Raw genomic sequence first — 19,972 nt, forward strand, 5'->3', positions numbered from 1 at the left:
TTCAAATACTTGATGCTTTTACGCCTTTACTTTTATCATTTATCATAACTTTATCTGTACATTTTCTAAGTAATTTTGAACGCGTAAACAATATATACTTGCAAAACTTACAAGTAGTTTTTATTATCTCACCGACAGAAACAGAAGATTTGATTTTTCTTTCTACAACTTTTACATTTATTTCTTCAATTTGATACCCTGCATTTAACATCAAATCTGTTAATATCAGGTCAAATAAAAACCCATTCTCATTAACTTTTTGACAGCACTTTTTTGCTACATCTGCTCTAAACAATTTAAAACCTAATTGTGTATCACTTACAGGAAACTGTAAAAACAACTGTCTCAAAACAAAAAATATCAGTGAAACAACACTTCTTACAAAACCTCTCTCTCTCCTGCATGTTTTTATAGCCAAGGCAGTGGCAAAAACTGCAGCAACCTTTTCATCTTTCCTTAGTAGTTCTAACATGGAAGGAAAATATTTTTTTATGTCCACAGGAAGGTCGGCATCACAAGTAAGTATGTATTGTCCTTTTGCAAAATATATACCTCTTCTTAAGCTATATCCCTTACCAAATTTTCTTTCATTCTCTAATACAATTGTTTTTTGGTTTTTTGACGAGTTTATTACTTCCAGAGTATTATCAGTACTTTTTTCAACTACAACAATTACTTCATAGTTGGGTACAAACTTGTCGAAATATTTGTAAATTTCTTTTAGGGTTTGTTCAATATTTTGTGCTTCGTTATAGCAGGGAATTATAACACTTATTAGCTCACCTATCGGAAATTTTTCTGCACTCATGTTTTATCCCTTTAACTAATTTTCTTCTCCTAATTTATTAATACCCATTTTGTGGATTGTCGAAATTTGTCAGATTGATTTTAATTTTCTTTTGAATTTTTAAAAATCAACTTTAATTTTAAAACTTCAAAATAAAACTTTCAACCATTTTCTTTAAAAGCAACAAGTTATCCTAAATTAGCATTTTATTTGATATTTTAAATATTTTTGACAGCTTAGCTTTTATTGTATAAACTTTACATATACACATTTTTTAAGTTTTTGTCTTAAAATTTTCTATAAAAACAAAAGGCTGCTATAGGCAATAGCAAAGCTACCTTAAAACCCAAGCCTATAACAGCCTTATTCTTTTTAGCTTATTTGCAAATACTCATTTACTTTGTTTTTTTCTGTACTATAATCAGTTTCTGTTATCTTCTTTTTAACACTTAAAACCTTTGCTGGATTTGCGCTAAGCTCATCAACACCAAGCCCAATCAATATTGGTACAATTTTTTCATCAGAAGCTATCTCTCCACAAACTCCAACTTCTTTTCCTTTTTTGTGCGCATTTTCAACTGTCATTTTAATTAACCTCAAAACTGCAGGATTTAATGGGTCATACAAGTATGAGACCTTTTCATTTGTCCTGTCAATTGCAAGTGTATATTGAATAAGGTCATTTGTGCCAATGCTGAAAAAGTCTACCTCATCGGCAAGAATGTCTGAAACAAGTGCTGCAGCAGGAGTTTCAATCATTATACCAATTTCTATTTTTTCTGAAAACTCAATTCCCTGTTTTTTCAATTCTTCTTTAGCTTCTTGCAAAATGCTTTTTGCCTCTTTTAATTCGCCAGCAGTGGTTATCATAGGGAACATTATTTTTAGATCCCCATAAACTGATGCTCTCAAAAGCGCTTTTAGCTGGGTTTTAAACAGTTCCCTATGACCTAAACAAAGCCTTATTGCTCTGTAACCTAAAAATGGGTTGAGCTCATTTTCTATGTTCAAATACGGAATATTTTTGTCTCCCCCAACATCCAATGTTCTTATAATAACAGGCTTCCCTTCCATCTTCTCAAGCACAGCTTTGTATGCAGCAAACTGCTCATCTTCTGAAGGTGGTGAACTGCGGTTCATAAACAAAAACTCTGTTCTGAAAAGTCCAATTCCCTCTGCGCCATTTTTTATCGCAATCTCAGCCTCATCAGGAAGAGCGATGTTGGCATACACCTTAATTCTTTTGCCATCCTTAGTTTTAACTTCTGTTGCAACAAATCTTTTTAGTTCTTCCTTTTTCTTTTTTTCCTCGTTCATTCTCTTTTCATATTCTTCAAGTGTCTGCTTATCAGGGTTGATTAAAACTGTGCCTTGATATCCATCTACAATTACAACATCACCATCTTTTATTTTCTCAAGAGCACCTTTTACACCTACTATTGCAGGAATCTCATATGTTCGGGCAATTATAGCTGTGTGAGATGTCTTTCCACCCTGTTGAGTTACAAAACCAGCTACTCTTGTTTTATCCATCTGAGCAGTTTCAGAAGGTGTCAAATCCTCAGCCACAATAATACTGCCCTCAGCAAGATTTTTTAAACCTGCCTCTGAATGACTTTCATCACTAAGAATTCTGATAAGCCTTTTAGACACATCCTTAATATCGCTTGCCCTCTCTCTCATATACTCATCATCCAAGCTCAAGAGCAAGCTTTCATAAAACTTTGCTGACTCATCAACTGCCCACTCTGCATTTGTGCCTTGCTGTATCTTTTCTTTCACCATTTTGACAAACTCAGGGTCATCAAGAATTAAAAGGTGTGCATCAAATATCATGGCTTTATCTGAACCGAGGTTTTGCTCTGCATGCTTTTTTATATCTGAAATCTCTTTTTTAGCTTTATCAATAGCCTCTATAAATCTTTCTATCTCTGTTTCGGTATTATCAACGCTGTAGCGTTTTATGCTATATTCTTTTTTGACAATTACAGCTTTCCCAATTCCAATTCCTTCTGATACAGGTATTCCTGTGATCATATATATTTATACCTCCATTTTTTTCTACTCATTCAAACCTTCAAGAAGTTTTACTAAAGTATCTAAAGCCTCTTTTTCATCTTCACCAGCAATCTTTAAAGTAATCTCATCACCTTTTTTAGCTCCTATTGCCAAAATGTTTAATATGCTTTTTGCATTCACTTCTTTGCCGTCTTTGACGATAAATATATCACTTTTAAATTTAGCCGCCTGTGTGACAAATATGCTAGCAGGTCTTGCATGAAGTCCTGTTGGATTTTGCAGAATAACTTTTGCCTCAACCATTTTATTCCCTCCAAGGCATAAAATTTATTTTTACAAGAAGAAAAGGCAGGCTGCCCTGCCCTACCTTTATACCTTTTTAGGTTTCAAGGCCGAAACCATAAGTGCTGTCACAATGGTACCTATCAAAATTGCAACTGCATATAATGGCAAATTACCAACTGCATTTGGAATTGGCAAAACAAATATTCCACCATGAGGCACTGCTAATGTGGCTTTAAACAATATGCTCAAGGCAGAAGTCACAGCTGAACCTACCATAATAGATGGAATAACTCTAAGTGGATCAGCTGCAGCAAACGGGATTGCTCCTTCAGTTATAAATGAAATTCCAAGGAAGAAAGCAGCCTTGCCTGCTTCTCTTTCTTCTGTGGTAAACTTATCTTTTGCAATTACTGTTGCAAGCGCAAGTCCAAGTGGAGGTGTCATGCCAGCTGCCATGACAGCCGCCATTATTGTTGATGGCTGACCTGCCGCCAAAGTTGATACCGCAAAAGTATATGCGGCTTTGTTAACAGGTCCTCCCATATCAAACGCCATCATAAGACCTAAAATAATTCCAAGTAAAACAGCACTGCCACTGCTCATGCTCTTGAGCCATTCAGTCATTGCCTTATTTAAAGCTGCAACAGGTTCGCCTACAACATATATCATACCCAAACCAATAATCAATGTTGACAAAACAGGCAAGATTAATACCGGCATCAAACCTTCCATTGTCTTTGGCAGCTTTATAGTTTTCTTAAGCCATGCAACTAAGTATCCTGCAGCAAACCCTGCAACAATTCCTCCCAAAAATCCTGCACTAAGCTTATTTGCTAAAAGTCCGCCAATCATACCTGGTACAAGGCCAGGCCTGTCTGCAATTGAAAATGCTATAAAGCCAGCCAGTATTGGAACCATGAGATAAAATGCACTGCCACCGCCAATGTCCATGAGCGCTGCTGCAAGTGTTCCTTTTTGTTCAAAAGCCTTAATTCCAAATGCAAAAGATATCGCAATTAAAATACCACCTGCGACAACAAAAGGAATCATATAAGAAACACCCGTCATCAAGTGCTTGTACACACCAGTTGCTTTTTCTTTTGCTTCTTTCTTTGCCTCAAATACTTTGTCAACATAATCTTTCTTTTCCATGCTCATTGCCTTTGTGATAAGCCCTTTGGGGTCTTTGATAGCATCCTTTACACTTGCCCGAACAATTGGAAGTCCTTGGAACCTGTCTTCATCAATCTTTGTGTCGCATGCAAGTATAACTGCATGTGCCTCTTTTAAGTCTTCCGGTGTTATCTCATTTTCTGCGCCAACAGACCCTCTTGTTTCGACCTTGATCTCAACCCCAAGCTCTTTTGCCGCCATTTGAAGTGCCTCTGCTGCCATGTACGTGTGAGCAATCCCAGTGGGGCAAGATGTTACTGCCACAATCTTCATTTTTTAATTCCTCCTTTTTAATTTTGCTCAAAAGCTTTAATAAGATCATCAAAAGACTTAGCGTTATATAGTTTTTCCCTAACATCTTCATGCATAAGTTTTCGTGAAATAAAGCTTAACACATGAAGATGTGTATCAGCAGCGTTATCAGGAACAGAAATCAAAAAGAAAATATGAGCAGGCTTTCCGTCCATAGAGTCAAAGTCCACTCCACTTTCGGATACACCAAAAGTTATACAAGGCTCTAAAACAGAACTATCCTTCCCATGTGGAATTGCTATTCCCATTCCTATTCCAGTTGAAAACTCTTCTTCTCTTTTCATTACAGCTTTTTTGAATTTTTCTTTATCTGTAAGTTTTCCATCGTTGTAAAGAATGTCAATTAATTCATCAATAACCTCTTCCTTTGTTTTAGCCTTTAAATCAAAACATAGTCGGTTTGGTGAAAACAACTCTTTTATATCCATAACATCATCCCAACCTCTCTAATTCTATTTTTTTTAAATAGTAATCTACCTGGTTTTTCTCAGGTGCTCTAACACCTTCTTTTGATATCTTTGCCGCTGCGCAAGCACAGGCAAGCCTAAACATCTCTTTCTCAGACATCTTTTTAAAAATACCATAAGCTATTGCTGCAACCATTGAGTCACCAGCACCCACTGTACTTTTGACATCAACTTTGAAAGGTTTTGCATACAAGGCTGTACTTTCGCTTACAAAAATTGCTCCATTTGCACCCATTGAAACCAAAACAATTTTTAGCCCCATCTCAATTAGCTTTTTTGCTGATCCTATAACCGAATTTATATCGTTCTCATCTACATCAAAAAGAGTTTTAAACTCATGGATGTTAGGCTTTATGACATCTGGCCTTGCCTCAACACCACTTTTTAGAGCTTGCCCCTCTGCATCAAAGATTACAATTGCCCCTTTTTGCTTTAGCTTTTCAATCATCTCAAAATACATTTCTTCATCGGCATTTGCAGGAAGGCTTCCTGATAGAACAAAAATGTCATCTTTTTTAGCTGTATTTTCTATTTTTTCAAACAAGGACTGTTTATCATTTTCGGTTATCTCAAATCCGGGTTGATTCAAATCGGTGTACTCTTTAGTCTCTAATTCAACAATCTTTATATTGGTGCGTGTAAGCCCCTTGACAAATATAAAGTCATTTTTTATTCCAAACCTTTGAAGGTACTTTAAAAACCACTCTTTATTCTCTTCACCAAGAAAGCCCAAAGCAATTGACTCTTCCCCTAAAGCCTTTATAACCTTAGACACGTTTATCCCTTTGCCGCCGGCATCAATCATATAGTGGTTGCTTCTATTTACCTGTCCTTTTTCAAGCCTATCGATGTATATTGTCATATCAACTGCAGGATTTAATGTAACAGTGTATATCAATTTTATCTACCACCTTGCAAAATTTTTACTCAGTAATAACCTCAACCCCAAGCGCCTTAAATTCCTGTTTTTGCTTTTCATCCATTTTGTCAGTAATAATATAATTTAATCTGTCAACTGGACAAATGAGAGCAAATGTGACTTGCCCAAATTTTGAGCTATCTGCAACTAAGAATACCTCTTTTGCATTTTCTATCATCGTTCTTTTTACAGCTGCCTCTAAATGAGTGGGAGTTGTAACACCAAACTCAATAGATACACCATTTGCAGCAATAAATGCCTTGTCGCATCTGAACTGCTTTAAAGTACTTTGAGTAATATCTCCAACCAAAGCTTTTGTCTTTGATCTTATCACCCCACCTGTAACAATTACTTCAATATCCTCTCTGTTTGAAAGTTCATTTGCTATATTAACCGAATTTGTTATTACTATTACATTTTTTGCTGTTATATTCCTTGCTATGTATTGAGTTGTAGTTCCTGAATCTAAGATTATAGTATCTCCATCCTCAATATATTTTGCAGCAAGCTTTCCTATATATTCTTTTTCTTTTGCGAATCTGTCCTCTTTTTCAGCAAATGATAGCTCAAACGTAGTTGCAAAATTGTTTACTGCCCCACCATGAGTCCTTTTGACAATCCCAAGACTCTCAAGCTCATTCAAATCCCTTCTGATTGTTGACTCTGACACACCAAATAGTTTAGCCAGCTCATTTACTTTAACACTCTTTCCCTCTTTTATCATCTGGGCTATTTTGCTTTTTCTCTCTTCTGCAAACATAGTATCACCTTTTCTCAATTATGCTCATTTTTTATGATTATTTGTGACTTAATATGCTCATTTGTGATTGATTTTATTATAGGATATGAAAGTTTTCTTGTCAAGCTATTTTAAACAAAAATTTTTCTTGACTTTGTCAGTTTGAAACTCAAAAAGCTTGGGAGGACTGGGATTGACAAAATATGGACCTCAATTTTGTCACTACATCATTTGCTAATACCAATAAATTCTAAGCCTTCCTCATATGTGATGAAATTTTTCGGCCCCTTTATCTTCATCACATTCAGTATATCTCCAGCTCCTTCTTCTGTCCTTTGCTTTATCAAATATTTCTTCCCTTTTATCTCTATTTCAAAAAAGTTCATTGAATCTATTGCTTCCATTATCCTTTCACTACTTATTCCTTTACCTTTTTTCCTCAAAATATATTCCAATGTCCTCTGTAATAAAAATGCCAAAAAACATATCACAAAATGTCCTTTTATTCTGCTTTCTGTAAAGTGATATATCGGTCGTACTTCTAAACAGCTTTTCATTACTCTGAATGACTGTTCTATCTTCCATAAATCGTGATATGCTCCTAAAACTTCTTCTACATCCATATCCTTTTTGCTCGTTTGTATTGCATAATAACCGTCAAACTTCTCATCTCGTTTTATCGCTTCCTCATCCAGTACATATTCTTCTGACTTTGATTTCTTCTTCAAATATTTCCTCGCACCTTTTTTCTCTAAGGCTGTTATACTTCCTTTGTTCTCTAAAAGCTCTTTGGCTTTTGATACCAATCTCTCTCTGTCTTCTTTGTCTTTCTTAGCTCTCTTGCTTGAATACGTTATTATCAGTCTCTCTTCTATTTTAAACTCTTTACCCTCTTCATCCTTGATAACATTTGTTCTTTCCAATACCTTATATTTGAATTCATCCCCATAAATTTCTTCAGCATTCAAACAACTTTTTCCATCAAGCCTTTTATATCCTTCTTGCTCAAATACTTCATCTAAAACTTCTTTACTTGCATTCTTTAATCTGCTTGCTACTATATAATCGTATCCCGCTTCTTTTATCATCTTTAAATTTAATCTGCTGTTGAGCCCTTTGTCTGCTACTATCACTATCTTATCTATACTAAATTTTTCCTTCAGTTTCCTCAGTATCTTTACCATTGTCTTGCTATCTATTGTATTGCCAGGAAAAAGTTCATAACCTATCGGCCTGCCTTCTTTGTCTACCAAAAGCCCTAACACAACCTGTACTTCATTTATCTTGTTGTCTTTGCTAAAACCAAAATTTTTAAGTTCATCGGCTCTACAACTCTCAAAGTATATTGTCGTCACGTCATAAAAAACTACATCAACTACCATCTTAAATAAATCCCTATTTTTCTGATACAGATACGTCTCTAAATCCTCTTTTATACTGTCAAGAAAATCTAAACACCTGTACAACTGATTTAAATCTATATCCTCTTCAAATCCAAAATATTTATTTCTCTGATGATAAGTTCTTAGTTTGCTCATAGGTTCTATCAATCTCTGTATGGTCATTAAAAAACTTACTTTGTCTACATCAAATTTTATCTTTCTCCCTTTTGTTGCTTTCTCTTTTAAAAACTTATCTATTTCAAGTTCTTCCCATAACTTTCTGAATACAATGTATCCCCAATTTTTTATAACTGCATCCGATACATCCTCTTCAGATTCAATAGTAACAGCTTCTGTATTCTTAGTAGTTGTTCTTTCAACAATATCAGATAGTTTTTTTACAATGTTTTTAAAAGCAGGATCACTTTTGAGAAGATCAAGTCTACCAAAATTAAATAACACTCTTTGTTTTACCTTGCCATTTTCACGATAGTTTTCGACTAATCTAACATACTGGTAACAGCCAGCATTAGTTATTTTGACAAACATATGGTAACTCCTCAAAGGTATTTTGAGTAATTGTACCACAAAATATTCAAAATGTCAAGTATTTATGGCATATTTCAGACTATAATTTGCCACTACAATTTTTAAAATTTTTTATTTTTCTATTCTCAAAACCCGCATAAATTAAGACTTTGTTATTTTTTGTTAGCTCAAAAACCCCTCCTAACTGACAAAGTCAAGTGACTTAATATGCTCATTTGTGATTGATTTTATTATAGGATATGAAAGTTTTCTTGTCAAGCTATTTTAAACAAAAATTTTTGGCAGACTACATAGAGAAACGTAAAATTTGAACAAAATAAGCGAACTAATATTGTATAAGGTGTCTATCAAAAAAACTCTAAAGATAGAATAAATTAATTGTGCAAATTAAAAAGGACCGCTGTTCACGCTTAGCGGCCCTTGAATTTGTATTATTTCTGTATTAGGTCAACTTTCCATTAAATTATAATCTTGTCAATATTAAAAAACATATAAGAACATACTAACAAAAACCTCTTTTTATGTTAACTTATCCCTGGAAATTTCTATGCAAATTTTATCCTGTATTTTTAGAATGTCAAAATCGTTTTTTGATATATTATTTCGCCAATTTTCTGGCATAAACTATATTTTTCTTTAAATTGCCTAGATTTTCCCCAATTTTCTCGACTTATAATAAAACAGCTTTTTGCTCAATTAGAAGTTATATTAGAAAATATCTTAGTGTAAAATATTCGCAGGCTTCAAGACAAAAAAGTAGCCTCTTCCTCTTGGTAATAGAGAGACAATGAGTTAAATAGTAATAATTTGAAAATCAGAAAAATATCCTTCCGCCCCTAATTCACTTAAAACTTTTCCAAGCTCGCTAAATTCATTTCCATTGTCTCTCGTCACACTCTTGAAAATTTCATTTAATTTGTCTTCCAATATTCCCCTGAAGCTTTATAAACAAATCTCCGACAAGAAAGCTTTCTTTGCTCGATATCACAAAAATCATTCTAAATCGTGTTTTCCTCCCTGTTAGAGTAACCAATGCACTCTCTGAAGAACGCATGCCGACAAGAAGTATTCTTCTCCCAATGTCCAAACTCTTTCCTGTTATTTGCAGCTTCTTTCCTTTTTTCTATACTCTTGCCCCTGGGTTTGATTTTTGCTACTCTGGGTTTTGTTTTCCTTGGCTTCAATCTAACTTTAATTGGCAAATCTATGTTTCTTACTTTCAAAAGCCCTTTTCCTATCCAGTTGTACAAAGTCTTTGTGCAAACCATCTCTTCTTTGCTAAGTCTAAGTTCCTGCCAACACTGTCCAACCACTGCATTCTCAGTACCGTATCTTCTTCAGTATCTTATCTACTGCAAATTTCAAAAATTTTCTATTTACAAAAGTTTACTTTTCCTGCCACACTTTGCCCTTTTTCTCATACACAACTTTAGCTGTCTGAGCAAAGTATTTTTCAAATGTACTCAGGTCGGTTCTAATCCTTTTTTAATTGTTTTTTGTAACAAAATCTATACGCCTTCTTTAAGTATAAAGTCTTACCAAGCCAATTTTCTAATATGGTAAAGAGTAAAAAGTTTGTGGTATAATTATTAAAGAGAAAAGTTTGTGTTTTGAGCAAAGGTGGGTATAAGTTGGAAGTAAGTTTCCCCAATAAATATGAGTATTACACTTATGAAGAATTTTTGACCCTCCAAAAAGAGGAAACCCGATTTAAAATTGAATATGACAATGGTTTTATCTTTTCTATGGCCCCTGCTCACCCAAACCATGATAGAGTAAAGAACAAAATTGCAACAGCGTTTATAAATCATCTTGGATTTGGTGGTATGTGTGAAGTTTTCACAAGTGATATTGCTGTTGTTTTTGAAAATCAAGATGAAATTTATGAATTTCAACCAGATATAATGGTATGTTGTAATCCCAAACTTTTTCATGGGCCTAAATACAAGGGAATTCCTCGCCTGGTTGTTGAAATACTTTCATATTCGACAGAGCATCGTGACAGAACTATTAAACTGTCTGTGTATGAGAAATTTCAAGTACCTGAGTACTGGATAGTTGACATTTCAAATGAGTGCATTGAAGTTTACAGCAACAATATTAATGGAAAGTATTGCTCTATAAATAAATTCAAAAAAGGTATGACAATAAAGGTATTTGATAGCCTTGTTTTGGATGTTAATGAAATATTTAGTGTGATAAAATAAGATGTAAAAAAATGGAATGGGACTTTCCTAATTTAAGGTGCTATTCTATCTGGAAAGGAAAGTCCCTTTTGTTGCATTAATTTGCCTGCTCTCTTAAAATTTCAACCTTTCAAAAGTTTCATGAACTGTGAAAGTGCATCTTTGAAGTATGAAATGTCAAGCTCGAGGGTGGTCGTATTGGTTTCATTGAGTACTTTTTCAACCACAAATTTTTTCATGTAAAAGCTTGCACCTTCCAAAAAAATGCCGATTATCAGAGAGTTCACATCCTCTCTTATAAAGTATTTTCAATTATAAAGTTGTATTTTTCTTTAATATCATCTTCAGAAAACTTATTTTTCTTTATCTCTTTCACACCGCGGACAACCTCATTTTGAGTAGGAAGTTTGAAATAAAAATTTTGATAAGACTTTATATAATACAAAATAGTGGACAACAGCTCCAATTGCGTCGGCGTAAAGTCTTTCAGCTTGTTTATAATGCGATCAATTGTTTCCTTGTAATTCATAATATAGTCGTTATACTTCTTTATCAAATATTCTGCACTCTCTGTTACTCTGTATACAGATTTTTCCTTTTTTTCTTTGCCTGAATATTGATCTCTAATAACTCCCTCTACTAATAATTCGTCCATCTTATCATAAAGTTCAATGGAAAATGGTCCATATGTATACAGTTCGTAGTTGAAATCAAATGGAACACCACTTTTTTTAAGAAAATAACATAATTTTTGAATAATTGTTCTCCCTAAGGGGATTTTAGACACCTCTGTCCATTTCTTTATGACATATGCCAGTAAAGCATCTTCTTTGTTGTCGCATAAATAAAGCTTATATTTTTTTTCCATTATCAAATGACCTCCTTATTTCCTCTGCCTTTTTTATCAACTTCCTTATTTCGCTTTCTTTCATTCTTTCATATTTCTTATCTTTGTAAGCCACGTATATTCTAGTGTTTAAAAAATTCTTAGGTATATTTCGGATAATAAGCGATTCATCAGTCAATATATAAGGTCGATTATTTCTTAACACATAGAATTTCTCACCCACGTTTTCTCTTTTCTGGGACTCTCTTACCAGGAAATTGTGAATTTTCCCTCTTGTTTCTCTTAAAATAAATTCATAATCTGAAAATTCTTCTTGTAAAGTGTCAAACACCTTCTTAGCATTTATTAGTTGAGGAAGATCGCAAAAATCAGACGTTTCAAATATTACTGAATGTTGCTTTCTAAATTTTATCCTGTGAGCAAATTCATATAAGTGGTTATTTCCTTCTCTTACAGTATTCTCAATAAAGTTTAAAACAGATATATCATTGTATCTTGTAATATCGATCAAATTTTTTACAAATAGATTATACCATTCCCGCATAACGTGAGACAAATAATAGTCGTAGATTTTTCGTGTCTTGTGGCAATAAACTTGTGCAAACATATAAAATCGGGCAAGTATCATTGATTCAAGCGCATGAATACCACCATGTTCTATGCACAAATCATAACCGCCACTTTCTGATTCTATTATGTCTAGACAATCTATTATTCTTTGCCAATCATATCGTCCATATTCAACCCCACAGTATATAGAGTCTCTTAACAAATAGTCCATTCTGTCTGCATCTAAAGAACCACTTATTATCCTTTTCAAAATTGTTAGGTTTTTCACTATCTCTTCCTTCGACAATATGTTTATTATAACCTCTGTGATACCTTCAAAAAACGTTTTATCCAAAATTGGTTTCAAATATTTAATGATTTCAATTGTAACATGCTCATGCTTTACTCCTTCAGGTAATACTTCCTCACCAACATGAGAGAAAGGTAAATGTCCAACATCATGAAGTAATGCCGAAAGTCTCAAGATTTGTTTAGCCTCTTTTATTGACAACCCAATTTGTAAAAAATTGCATCTTAAGATTTTCTTTCGCTTAACGCACAACCTGTCAAATATGCGACTTGCAAGTTCCATTACTCCTAAGGAATGCTCAAACCTTGAATGAAGCGCCCCGGGATACACATAGTAGGTTAATGCAAGTTGTTTTACATATCTAAGCCTCTGAAATTCGTATAAATCAATAATCTTTCTTTCCTTTTCGTTTATTTCAATAAAACCTAAAACTGCATCCCTTATGTACATCGTTATTACCGTTTCTTCGTGATATGAGATTATTATAACCAAAAATATGTTTGCTGTAAAGACAAATTTTAGAATTCCCTTCTTATTTTTAAACAATTCCAAATGTTAGAAGAAATAAAAACTCTTTGGTTATAAAAAGAGGGATATAAAAAGAATCTCTTCTATATTCTTTATACATTCCTAAATCATTCATCTATAAACCACTTTCTATTTTTAATTTGCAATCTCTTTTCGAAGCTTTCTTATCTCATCAATTTTAAGCTCGGTACGCTCTGCTATTTCAACATCACTATAGCCTTTTTGATATATCATCCTTAGCTTTGTAAATTCTCTAATGATTCCTTTATTTAATCTTAAGTATTAAATTTTTTTATCTTTATTTCTATCAACAGTCTTTAAAACTTGAATCATACCTCATCATGTTCGGTTAATTCAATTCTTTTTTATCTCAAGTTTATTTAATAGATTGCCAGTTTTTTAGGTTATTGTAGTTTTTTACAACATCTATATAGGCACTAATCATTCTATCTATAGAGAAAAGAGTTGATATTAGTAAAAACATTATCTCTTTTAAATCTTTTGCACAAGCCAATTTATATACTATGTATGCAATATTTACCAACGTTGCTGCAAACCACAAATAAAATTTCTTAAAATAAATATAGTATTGTGCTTCGATATCATTATAATACAAAAAACCGTAACTATCTTTGACTACCGTACTACTTAAAAACAAAAATATTATCCATACGCACAACATTGGATATGTATATTTTTCAATTGTTACCCTAATACCAAATGTAATTAATAATTGTATGCTTGTAATTACACCTAATATAACAATTATCAAAGCTAATAGAACCTTTCTTCTTAATTCTCTCAAAAGTATACCAATTTTCTTATCTATAAATATTTTAAAACCATAAAACAATGCACACAACTCATTAAGTAGAATTTTCAATGCATCTCCATTGGATATAAAGTCTCTCTTAAGATAAACGTTTATAAACATCAGTGTTAAAGAAACAAAAAATATATCTATACATAAATCACTGATATTATTTATATAATGATTATTCGATAAGCCATTGATAACAAATATTACAAATAAAATAAACATTCCTATTATAAAGAAAATTAAAAAGGTAATTAAGCTAAATATAATTAATTGCTTTATTCCCATTAAAAATTTTTCAATGGAATTACGCAAAGAGCGTATTTTGCGGTAAAAAAAGTTTTTAAACCAACTTACAACCATCAGGTAACCACCTCTTTTTCAGGTGACTTACATATGCCGAAAACTTTTTCCCAGAATTTGAGAACAGAAGATATATTACTATTGTAAGGTAGAGCTGAAAGTCTCTTTTTTTCCTTTTTAATTATTATCTAACAATACCTTTTCAAAATTCTAAATAACTTACTTTATATATTTTTTGCTTAATTTATCAAGCAATTTATCCACTAACTTTGTGATACCCAAGAAATGTTCAGATCTTTGTGGTTTTCCGCAAGATTGACTTTCAAAAAGTTTCTTATTCTAATTTTTTATTAGAAAGTATCGAATAGAAAACAAACTTTATACTCTGTCTATCCAACATTGAATATATTGTACTTAATGTGATTTCATAATTTCTAATAATAACCATTATCAGGAACGTCTTATAATACGAACCCTCTGTTAAACATAGGTTATTTTTACAGTCCCAATAGAATCTTTATCTTCTCCTCCAGTTCTCTTAACTTTTCATCAGACAATCTTCCTATTTTCTTTACAAGCCTTTCTTTTGAAATTGACCGTATATCTTCTGGTTTTGCAAATGACACTCTGTCAAGACCACTTTCTTTTGGTTGTATTTTTACATGCAGAGGTATATTCTTGTTTTTGGTCGTAATTGGCACAATAACCACTAAATCAGCAGGACAAGAATTGAACTCATCAACTGAAACTATTACCGCTGGCCGAACACCACTTTGCTCATGTCCCCGTGTTGGGTTTAAATCCACAAGCCATATTTCTCCTCTTCTTGCACTCATTATTCAATCCCATCCTGCAATGTATTTTCCCACAGTTGTCTTTCTTCAACTTCTTCCTGCCACAGCTTACTGTTTTCTTTAAGAACTGCAAAAGCTTCAGCAGTAGCTGAAAGTAAAATTTTCCTTTTGTATTCTGCAAGGGCTTCCTGAATTATTTTTTGCATTGGTTGATTGAGCTGCTCTGAAAGTTTCTTTAAACTTTTATATGTTTCAACATCCACTCTTACTGTTGTCGTGTTATTTGCCATAATCATCACCTTGTAGATTAATTTATCTACTTAATAGTATACTGAATTGAAAAAATTTTTTCAAACAAAAATATTAATCTTACTAAGATAATCAAACAGCAAGCTCAATTTTACTGATCAAAATTTTATACTTCAAAAAACTAAGGGACTGACGTGAACTACCATCCATCTGAAAAATCGGTTATAAAAAAGGAATACATCAAGTTGTTGTATTTAACAAAAATAAGGGACTGTGCCAAAAAATTTGGAACAGTCCCTTTTACCATAAGCCAATTAAATAAATATTTTTTTATGGATTTACCATGCTCACAACTTTGCCATCGTACCCTAAGATGAGGTACACTCTCTGACCAACTTTGAAGGTGTCAGAAAGAAGCACAGACGGGTCAAAATCTTCGCTCACCTCATACGTCCTGTCCACAAGCTTTCCTGTTGTCAGGTCTACTGCACTTACAACAATTGACTTTGGTGTGAACCTTGTTGGCTGGTAGCTCTTGATATAACATTCAACCCTGTCATCTACAACAAGTATGAACTTATTACCACCCCAGATGTCTGTCACAGCATAGACAACATCGTTTTTCTGAATATAGCTGTAATCCACAACATCCCCGTCTTTTATAACTTTACTGCTACCACTTATATCCAAATCACCTGCTTTTAAGGTCAGATATGTCTGCTCGTTTGCAAGGTATGGCTTGCTGTATACCGGGTCAAATACCACACAGTAGTCGTACCCTTTCTTTTGTGTTGATATCCCAAACACAAGCGATGTCGCTCTTTGCATCTTCTGAAGCACCTGTGAGTAATCAATCTTTGTGCCGCTGTAGTAGTAGGTTATGTTCTGTGGCAGAGTCATCTCAACCTGTGTTCCGCCTTTATCAACTGTTACTTTGCTTCCAAGAGCATACACAACTGTCATGCCATCTGTTGAGTTGAATTTTTTGAAGACAAGAGTTATTTGATTATCTGAATCAACATAAAGCCCATATTTTGCGCCAAGCTCCAAGTTTATATTCTGGTTTGACGGCAGGGTCAAAATGCCCTTGTCTGTCAGAACTTCATTTTCTGCAAGACCTTTTGTTACCTTACTTGTGCCCATTACAATGACTTCCATGTATGTTCCATACTCATCATAGTATGGGTCCTGGATGATTGCATACTCATAAGAGCTTCCCGACTGGTTGTAGCCAAAATAGATTTTCTGACCTGTTTTGAGAATGCTCTTTAGCTGGTCATAGCTGAGCTTATTTCCATTGTAATAGTACGTAGGTTTTTGAGGAAGAAACATGGTATTTTCACTGCTTCCTTTTTTGAGCTTTACATTTGTATCACTAACCACTCCCGTGATCTCCGCTGACTCCACGTTGTTAAGCTTTTTCACAACCTTGGTGATTGTATCATCTTTGATGTACACACCATACTTTGCACCAACAGAAAGCTTTCCTGCAGATCTTCCCACAACATATATGCCCTGGTCTGTTAGAACCTCGTTTGTTGCAAGCTTGCTCGACGAAATGCTATCTGCCATCACTATGACCTCTGTATATGTGCCATACTCAAGAGAGTATGGGTCCTGAATTACAACGTATTCGTATGTCTTGCCATCCTTTGCAAAACCAAAATAGATTTTCTGACCCACTTTTAGCACATTCTTGAGCTCAAGGTAGTTTGTTTTTGCACCATTGTAATAATAAACCGGCTTTTGAGGCAGAATAATGTTCTCCTGCCCCTGAGTACCTTTTAGCTTGACGTTAGTATCACCTACAACATCTGTTACCTCATATTGCTGAGTATTATTCAACTTCCTTACAACAAGGGTTATCTTATCGTTTTTAACATAAAGTCCGTACTTTGCACCTATTTCAAGCTTTGTCTCGGCAGATGGAAGGTAAAAGATGCCCTTGTCAGTCATAACCTGGTTGTTCTCAAGGCTTGAGTTTAAAAGTGCATCCTGCAAAACTATTGCCTCAATATAATTCCCGTACTGTGTGCCGTATGGGTCTTGAATAACATACGCCATAACCTTGCCTGTGTCAGGGTCTTTTGATACATAGAGTATCTGGTCTTCTTTTAAAATGCTTGGCAGATTTTCATAGCTCTGTTTTGTGCCTTGATAGTAATATACAGGTTTGCTTGATAGCTGAATCTTCTGTGTCTTGCCGTTTTGCTCAACATCAAGTGTGTAATCATCTATATTTTTGATGGTAAACTTGTCAGATACCCATACCTTTTGCAAAGCTACTGTAATTGTATCATCTTTTATATACACTCCATACTTTGCTCCAATTTCAAGGTTTTCAGGTTTTATTGAAGATGCAACAAAGTATATTCCCTTGTCTGTCTGAACCTGGTTTGCCTCCAAAGATGATGATGTTTTAGGAGTTGCCAAAATCAGCACCTCATCGTAGTTTCCATAAACCTCTTGTGCATATATTTCTTTAATTACAACATAGTCCACTTTGCTCCTATCTTCAGAATATATAAAGCTTATTTTCTGGTTTGGTTTTAGCACATTTTCTATTGCATCGTAGCTTTGCTTTGTCCCATTGTAATAGTATGTTGCTGAAGATGGCAAAGTGATTGATTTTGTCTTTCCACTTTCTTTGTAATATATGGTCTTGCTGCTTACCTTTGTGCTGACAATCTGAAAAGAGTCAGCTTCAGTGCCAAACACTTTCGTGATTTTGTTGTCGTCAACTTGAAGCATGTACTTTTTCCCAACTTCAAGTTGCGTTTTTGTTGTGTTCACAAGCACTCCGCTGTCTGTCAAAACCTCATTTGAAAGAAGCTTTGAAGAAGTTTTGCCGGTATCAAGCACAACATACGATTTGTAAAGCCCAACATACTCAGAAAATTTTATGCCGCTGCTGTTTTGGGATGAAGCTGATACTCCACTTAAAGCTGACTGGCCAGATTGAGCTTGATTTCCACCGCTTTTGACCTCAGTGTCAAGAAGCCTTGATAACATCAGTGCTACAGCCCAGCGCGGAACCTTTTGCGAAGCAGAAAGGTTTATTCCTTTTATAAGCCCAAGCTCAGATGCTTTGTCAATGTAGTTTTGTGGCCAGATGCCAGAAAGATCTGAGTCAGAGTACCCAAGCATCCTAACAATAGCAGTTGTCGCCTGGGCAAAGGTAATCGGGTCGTTTGGATGGAACTTATTGTCTGCCATTGGTGTCATGTATTTTTTCTTTACCGCCCAGTTGACATATCCACAAAGCGCAGTAGCCGGCTTTATATCAGGATACTGTGAATACCCTTTCTGAAGGTTTGCCTCATCCTCTGCGTTTGAGATCTTGACAATCGCAGCTGCGAACTCACCGCGTAAGACAGCAGCATTTGGCTTGAAATAGTCCTTGTAAACAAGAATCCCAAGCTTATTTAACTTTTCTACTGCCTGCTTGTAACTTGCATTTGATGGAATGTCTTTGTATGCAGCAAAAGCAGAAGACAAACCAAAGTTTACAACCACAAAGCAAAGTAACAAAATGACTGCTAAAAACTTTTTTCTCATCTTTCATATCCCCTCCAAGCTTATTCGTATCTTAGCGCTTCTATCGGGTTGAGGCGCGATGCTTTTGATGCCGGGAACAGTCCAAAGACTATCCCTATAGCAAGTGAAATTGTAAATGCAAGAATGGCCCATGGTATTGAGAATATAGCTGTTGCAATATTAAGTTTTGACATTACTCTTATTGTCACAAATCCCAGAATTATACCTACCACTCCACCAAGTCCTGTCACAACAGATGCCTCTATCAAAAACTGAACAAGTATATTTCTTCTCTTTGCGCCGATTGCTTTTCTGATTCCAATCTCTCTTGTCCTCTCTGTCACAGACACAAGCATGATGTTCATAATGCCAATTCCACCGACAATGAGCGAAATTGCAGCAATTCCGGCAAGCATAAGCGTGAGTGTCTGGGTTACACTGTTTAAGGTGTCAAGTAGCTGGGCTGTGTTGAAAACTCTAAAAGCTGTAGAGTCGTTATAAATCTTCATGAGAAAATCGTTGAGATAGTTCATTACAGCTTCGCTTCTGTTGCCATCTGTGATTTTTATCGCAAAGTTTCGAATGATTGCGTTTCGTGTAAGCCTTTGCGCAACTGTTACAGGGACTATCACCTGGTCATCGTCTGACTGCTCCTGCGAATTTGCACGCTCTTCTAAAACACCAACAACTGTGAATATCTGCCCGTTTATCTTTATCTTTTGCCCTATAGGGTTTTGCCCATTAAACAAATCCTTTACGATGTACGTCCCAACAAGCGCAACCTTTTGACGGTAGTCCACATCAATGGGCAAAATAAACCTTCCGCTGCTGACGTTGACGTCTCTGACAGTGCTGTAGTCTGCTGTTGTTCCAACCAGGGTTGTATCGTGGGTGTTTGTCCCATACTTGAGCGTGACAGAGCTCGATACAGTTGGAGCTATTGCCTCAATATCGTCTTGGTGCTGCTCGGCAAACTGCTGAAGCTCTTCATATGTGACGTTCCTGTTACTGTTTCTTCCTGTGATGTTTATTTGAATGAGATTTGTTCCAAGCCTTTGAAGCCTGTCTGTTATGCTTTTGGTGCTTCCCTGGGCAAGCCCAACAACTGCAATCACCGCCCAGATACCGATGATGACACCAAGCATAGTAAGAAAAGACCTTAGCTTATTTGAAAGGATGCTCTTTATTGCCATCTTGAAAGCCAAAGCAAACTGAGCCAC

17 protein-coding genes and 1 pseudogene are annotated in these 19,972 nt (G+C 34.8%); 1 reads left to right on the top strand and 17 read right to left on the bottom strand.

What is annotated here, in order from left to right; all coding sequences use genetic code 11:
* Position 1: 1 nt before the first annotated feature.
* The 9 genes from ELD05_RS12910 to ELD05_RS14655 all read right to left on the bottom strand — a co-directional run bounded on the left by ELD05_RS12910 (position 2) and on the right by ELD05_RS14655 (position 9,945).
* Complete coding sequence (locus tag ELD05_RS12910; RefSeq protein WP_127352747.1) at positions 2-808, bottom strand: glycosyltransferase family 2 protein; 807 nt, start codon at positions 806-808, stop codon at positions 2-4.
* Positions 809-1,159: 351 nt separating this feature from the next.
* Positions 1,160-2,824, bottom strand: coding sequence for a phosphoenolpyruvate--protein phosphotransferase (ptsP, locus tag ELD05_RS12915; RefSeq protein WP_127352748.1), 1,665 nt, complete (start codon positions 2,822-2,824; stop codon positions 1,160-1,162).
* A 24-nt stretch (positions 2,825-2,848) separates the two neighbouring features.
* On the bottom strand, positions 2,849-3,109 hold the full coding sequence (locus tag ELD05_RS12920) for an HPr family phosphocarrier protein (protein WP_011917937.1): 261 nt from the start codon (positions 3,107-3,109) through the stop codon (positions 2,849-2,851).
* A 66-nt stretch (positions 3,110-3,175) separates the two neighbouring features.
* Positions 3,176-4,537: a PTS fructose transporter subunit IIC gene (locus ELD05_RS12925; RefSeq protein ID WP_127352749.1), complete on the bottom strand. Its 1,362-nt coding sequence runs from the start codon at positions 4,535-4,537 to the stop codon at positions 3,176-3,178.
* 17 nt (positions 4,538-4,554) lie between these two features.
* Positions 4,555-5,004, bottom strand: a complete 450-nt coding sequence (locus ELD05_RS12930) for a PTS sugar transporter subunit IIA (protein ID WP_127352750.1) — start codon at positions 5,002-5,004, stop codon at positions 4,555-4,557.
* A 4-nt stretch (positions 5,005-5,008) separates the two neighbouring features.
* On the bottom strand, positions 5,009-5,941 hold the full coding sequence (pfkB, locus tag ELD05_RS12935) for a 1-phosphofructokinase (RefSeq protein ID WP_127352751.1): 933 nt from the start codon (positions 5,939-5,941) through the stop codon (positions 5,009-5,011).
* Between the two features lie 25 nt (positions 5,942-5,966).
* A complete protein-coding gene (locus tag ELD05_RS12940; protein WP_127352752.1) occupies positions 5,967-6,722 on the bottom strand; it encodes a DeoR/GlpR family DNA-binding transcription regulator in 756 nt (251 codons plus the stop codon).
* Between the two features lie 206 nt (positions 6,723-6,928).
* Positions 6,929-8,632 carry an IS1634-like element ISCsa8 family transposase gene (locus ELD05_RS12945; RefSeq protein WP_127351065.1) on the bottom strand — a complete coding sequence of 568 codons (1,704 nt, stop codon included), beginning with the start codon at positions 8,630-8,632 and terminating at the stop codon, positions 6,929-6,931.
* A 998-nt stretch (positions 8,633-9,630) separates the two neighbouring features.
* Positions 9,631-9,945 (bottom strand): hypothetical protein, encoded by a 315-nt coding sequence (locus ELD05_RS14655; protein ID WP_241243512.1) that lies wholly within the window; start codon positions 9,943-9,945, stop codon positions 9,631-9,633.
* Positions 9,946-10,263: 318 nt separating this feature from the next.
* Here ELD05_RS14655 and ELD05_RS12955 point away from each other — a divergent pair, with 318 nt between their 5' ends.
* On the top strand, positions 10,264-10,839 hold the full coding sequence (locus tag ELD05_RS12955) for a Uma2 family endonuclease (RefSeq protein ID WP_127352753.1): 576 nt from the start codon (positions 10,264-10,266) through the stop codon (positions 10,837-10,839).
* 101 nt (positions 10,840-10,940) lie between these two features.
* Here ELD05_RS12955 and ELD05_RS12960 read toward each other — a convergent pair.
* The 8 genes and pseudogenes from ELD05_RS12960 to ELD05_RS12995 form a co-directional block, all read right to left on the bottom strand.
* A pseudogene (locus ELD05_RS12960) lies at positions 10,941-11,120 on the bottom strand (TetR/AcrR family transcriptional regulator); the annotation flags it as partial.
* A complete protein-coding gene (locus tag ELD05_RS12965; RefSeq protein ID WP_127352754.1) occupies positions 11,114-11,686 on the bottom strand; it encodes a type II toxin-antitoxin system antitoxin SocA domain-containing protein in 573 nt (190 codons plus the stop codon). The pseudogene ELD05_RS12960 and the gene ELD05_RS12965, both read right to left, overlap by 7 nt.
* Positions 11,670-12,974, bottom strand: a complete 1,305-nt coding sequence (locus ELD05_RS12970) for an HD domain-containing protein (RefSeq protein ID WP_241243513.1) — start codon at positions 12,972-12,974, stop codon at positions 11,670-11,672. The genes ELD05_RS12965 and ELD05_RS12970 overlap by 17 nt, the downstream gene beginning before the upstream one ends.
* A gap of 454 nt (positions 12,975-13,428) precedes the next feature.
* Positions 13,429-14,232: a hypothetical protein gene (locus ELD05_RS12975; RefSeq protein WP_127352756.1), complete on the bottom strand. Its 804-nt coding sequence runs from the start codon at positions 14,230-14,232 to the stop codon at positions 13,429-13,431.
* Positions 14,233-14,669: 437 nt separating this feature from the next.
* Positions 14,670-15,008: a type II toxin-antitoxin system PemK/MazF family toxin gene (locus ELD05_RS12980; protein WP_127352757.1), complete on the bottom strand. Its 339-nt coding sequence runs from the start codon at positions 15,006-15,008 to the stop codon at positions 14,670-14,672.
* Positions 15,008-15,256, bottom strand: a complete 249-nt coding sequence (locus ELD05_RS12985) for a ribbon-helix-helix protein, CopG family (RefSeq protein WP_206516892.1) — start codon at positions 15,254-15,256, stop codon at positions 15,008-15,010. Before ELD05_RS12985 ends, ELD05_RS12980 begins: the two co-directional genes overlap by 1 nt.
* A 289-nt stretch (positions 15,257-15,545) precedes the next feature.
* Positions 15,546-18,773: an S-layer homology domain-containing protein gene (locus tag ELD05_RS12990; RefSeq protein ID WP_127352759.1), complete on the bottom strand. Its 3,228-nt coding sequence runs from the start codon at positions 18,771-18,773 to the stop codon at positions 15,546-15,548.
* A 20-nt stretch (positions 18,774-18,793) separates the two neighbouring features.
* The gene (locus ELD05_RS12995; RefSeq protein WP_127352760.1) at positions 18,794-19,972 is read right to left on the bottom strand and encodes an ABC transporter permease; all 1,179 of its coding nucleotides are present in this window, start codon (positions 19,970-19,972) and stop codon (positions 18,794-18,796) included.

The sequence above is a fragment of the Caldicellulosiruptor changbaiensis genome (genome assembly GCF_003999255.1).
Taxonomy (GTDB): domain Bacteria; phylum Bacillota; class Thermoanaerobacteria; order Caldicellulosiruptorales; family Caldicellulosiruptoraceae; genus Caldicellulosiruptor; species Caldicellulosiruptor changbaiensis.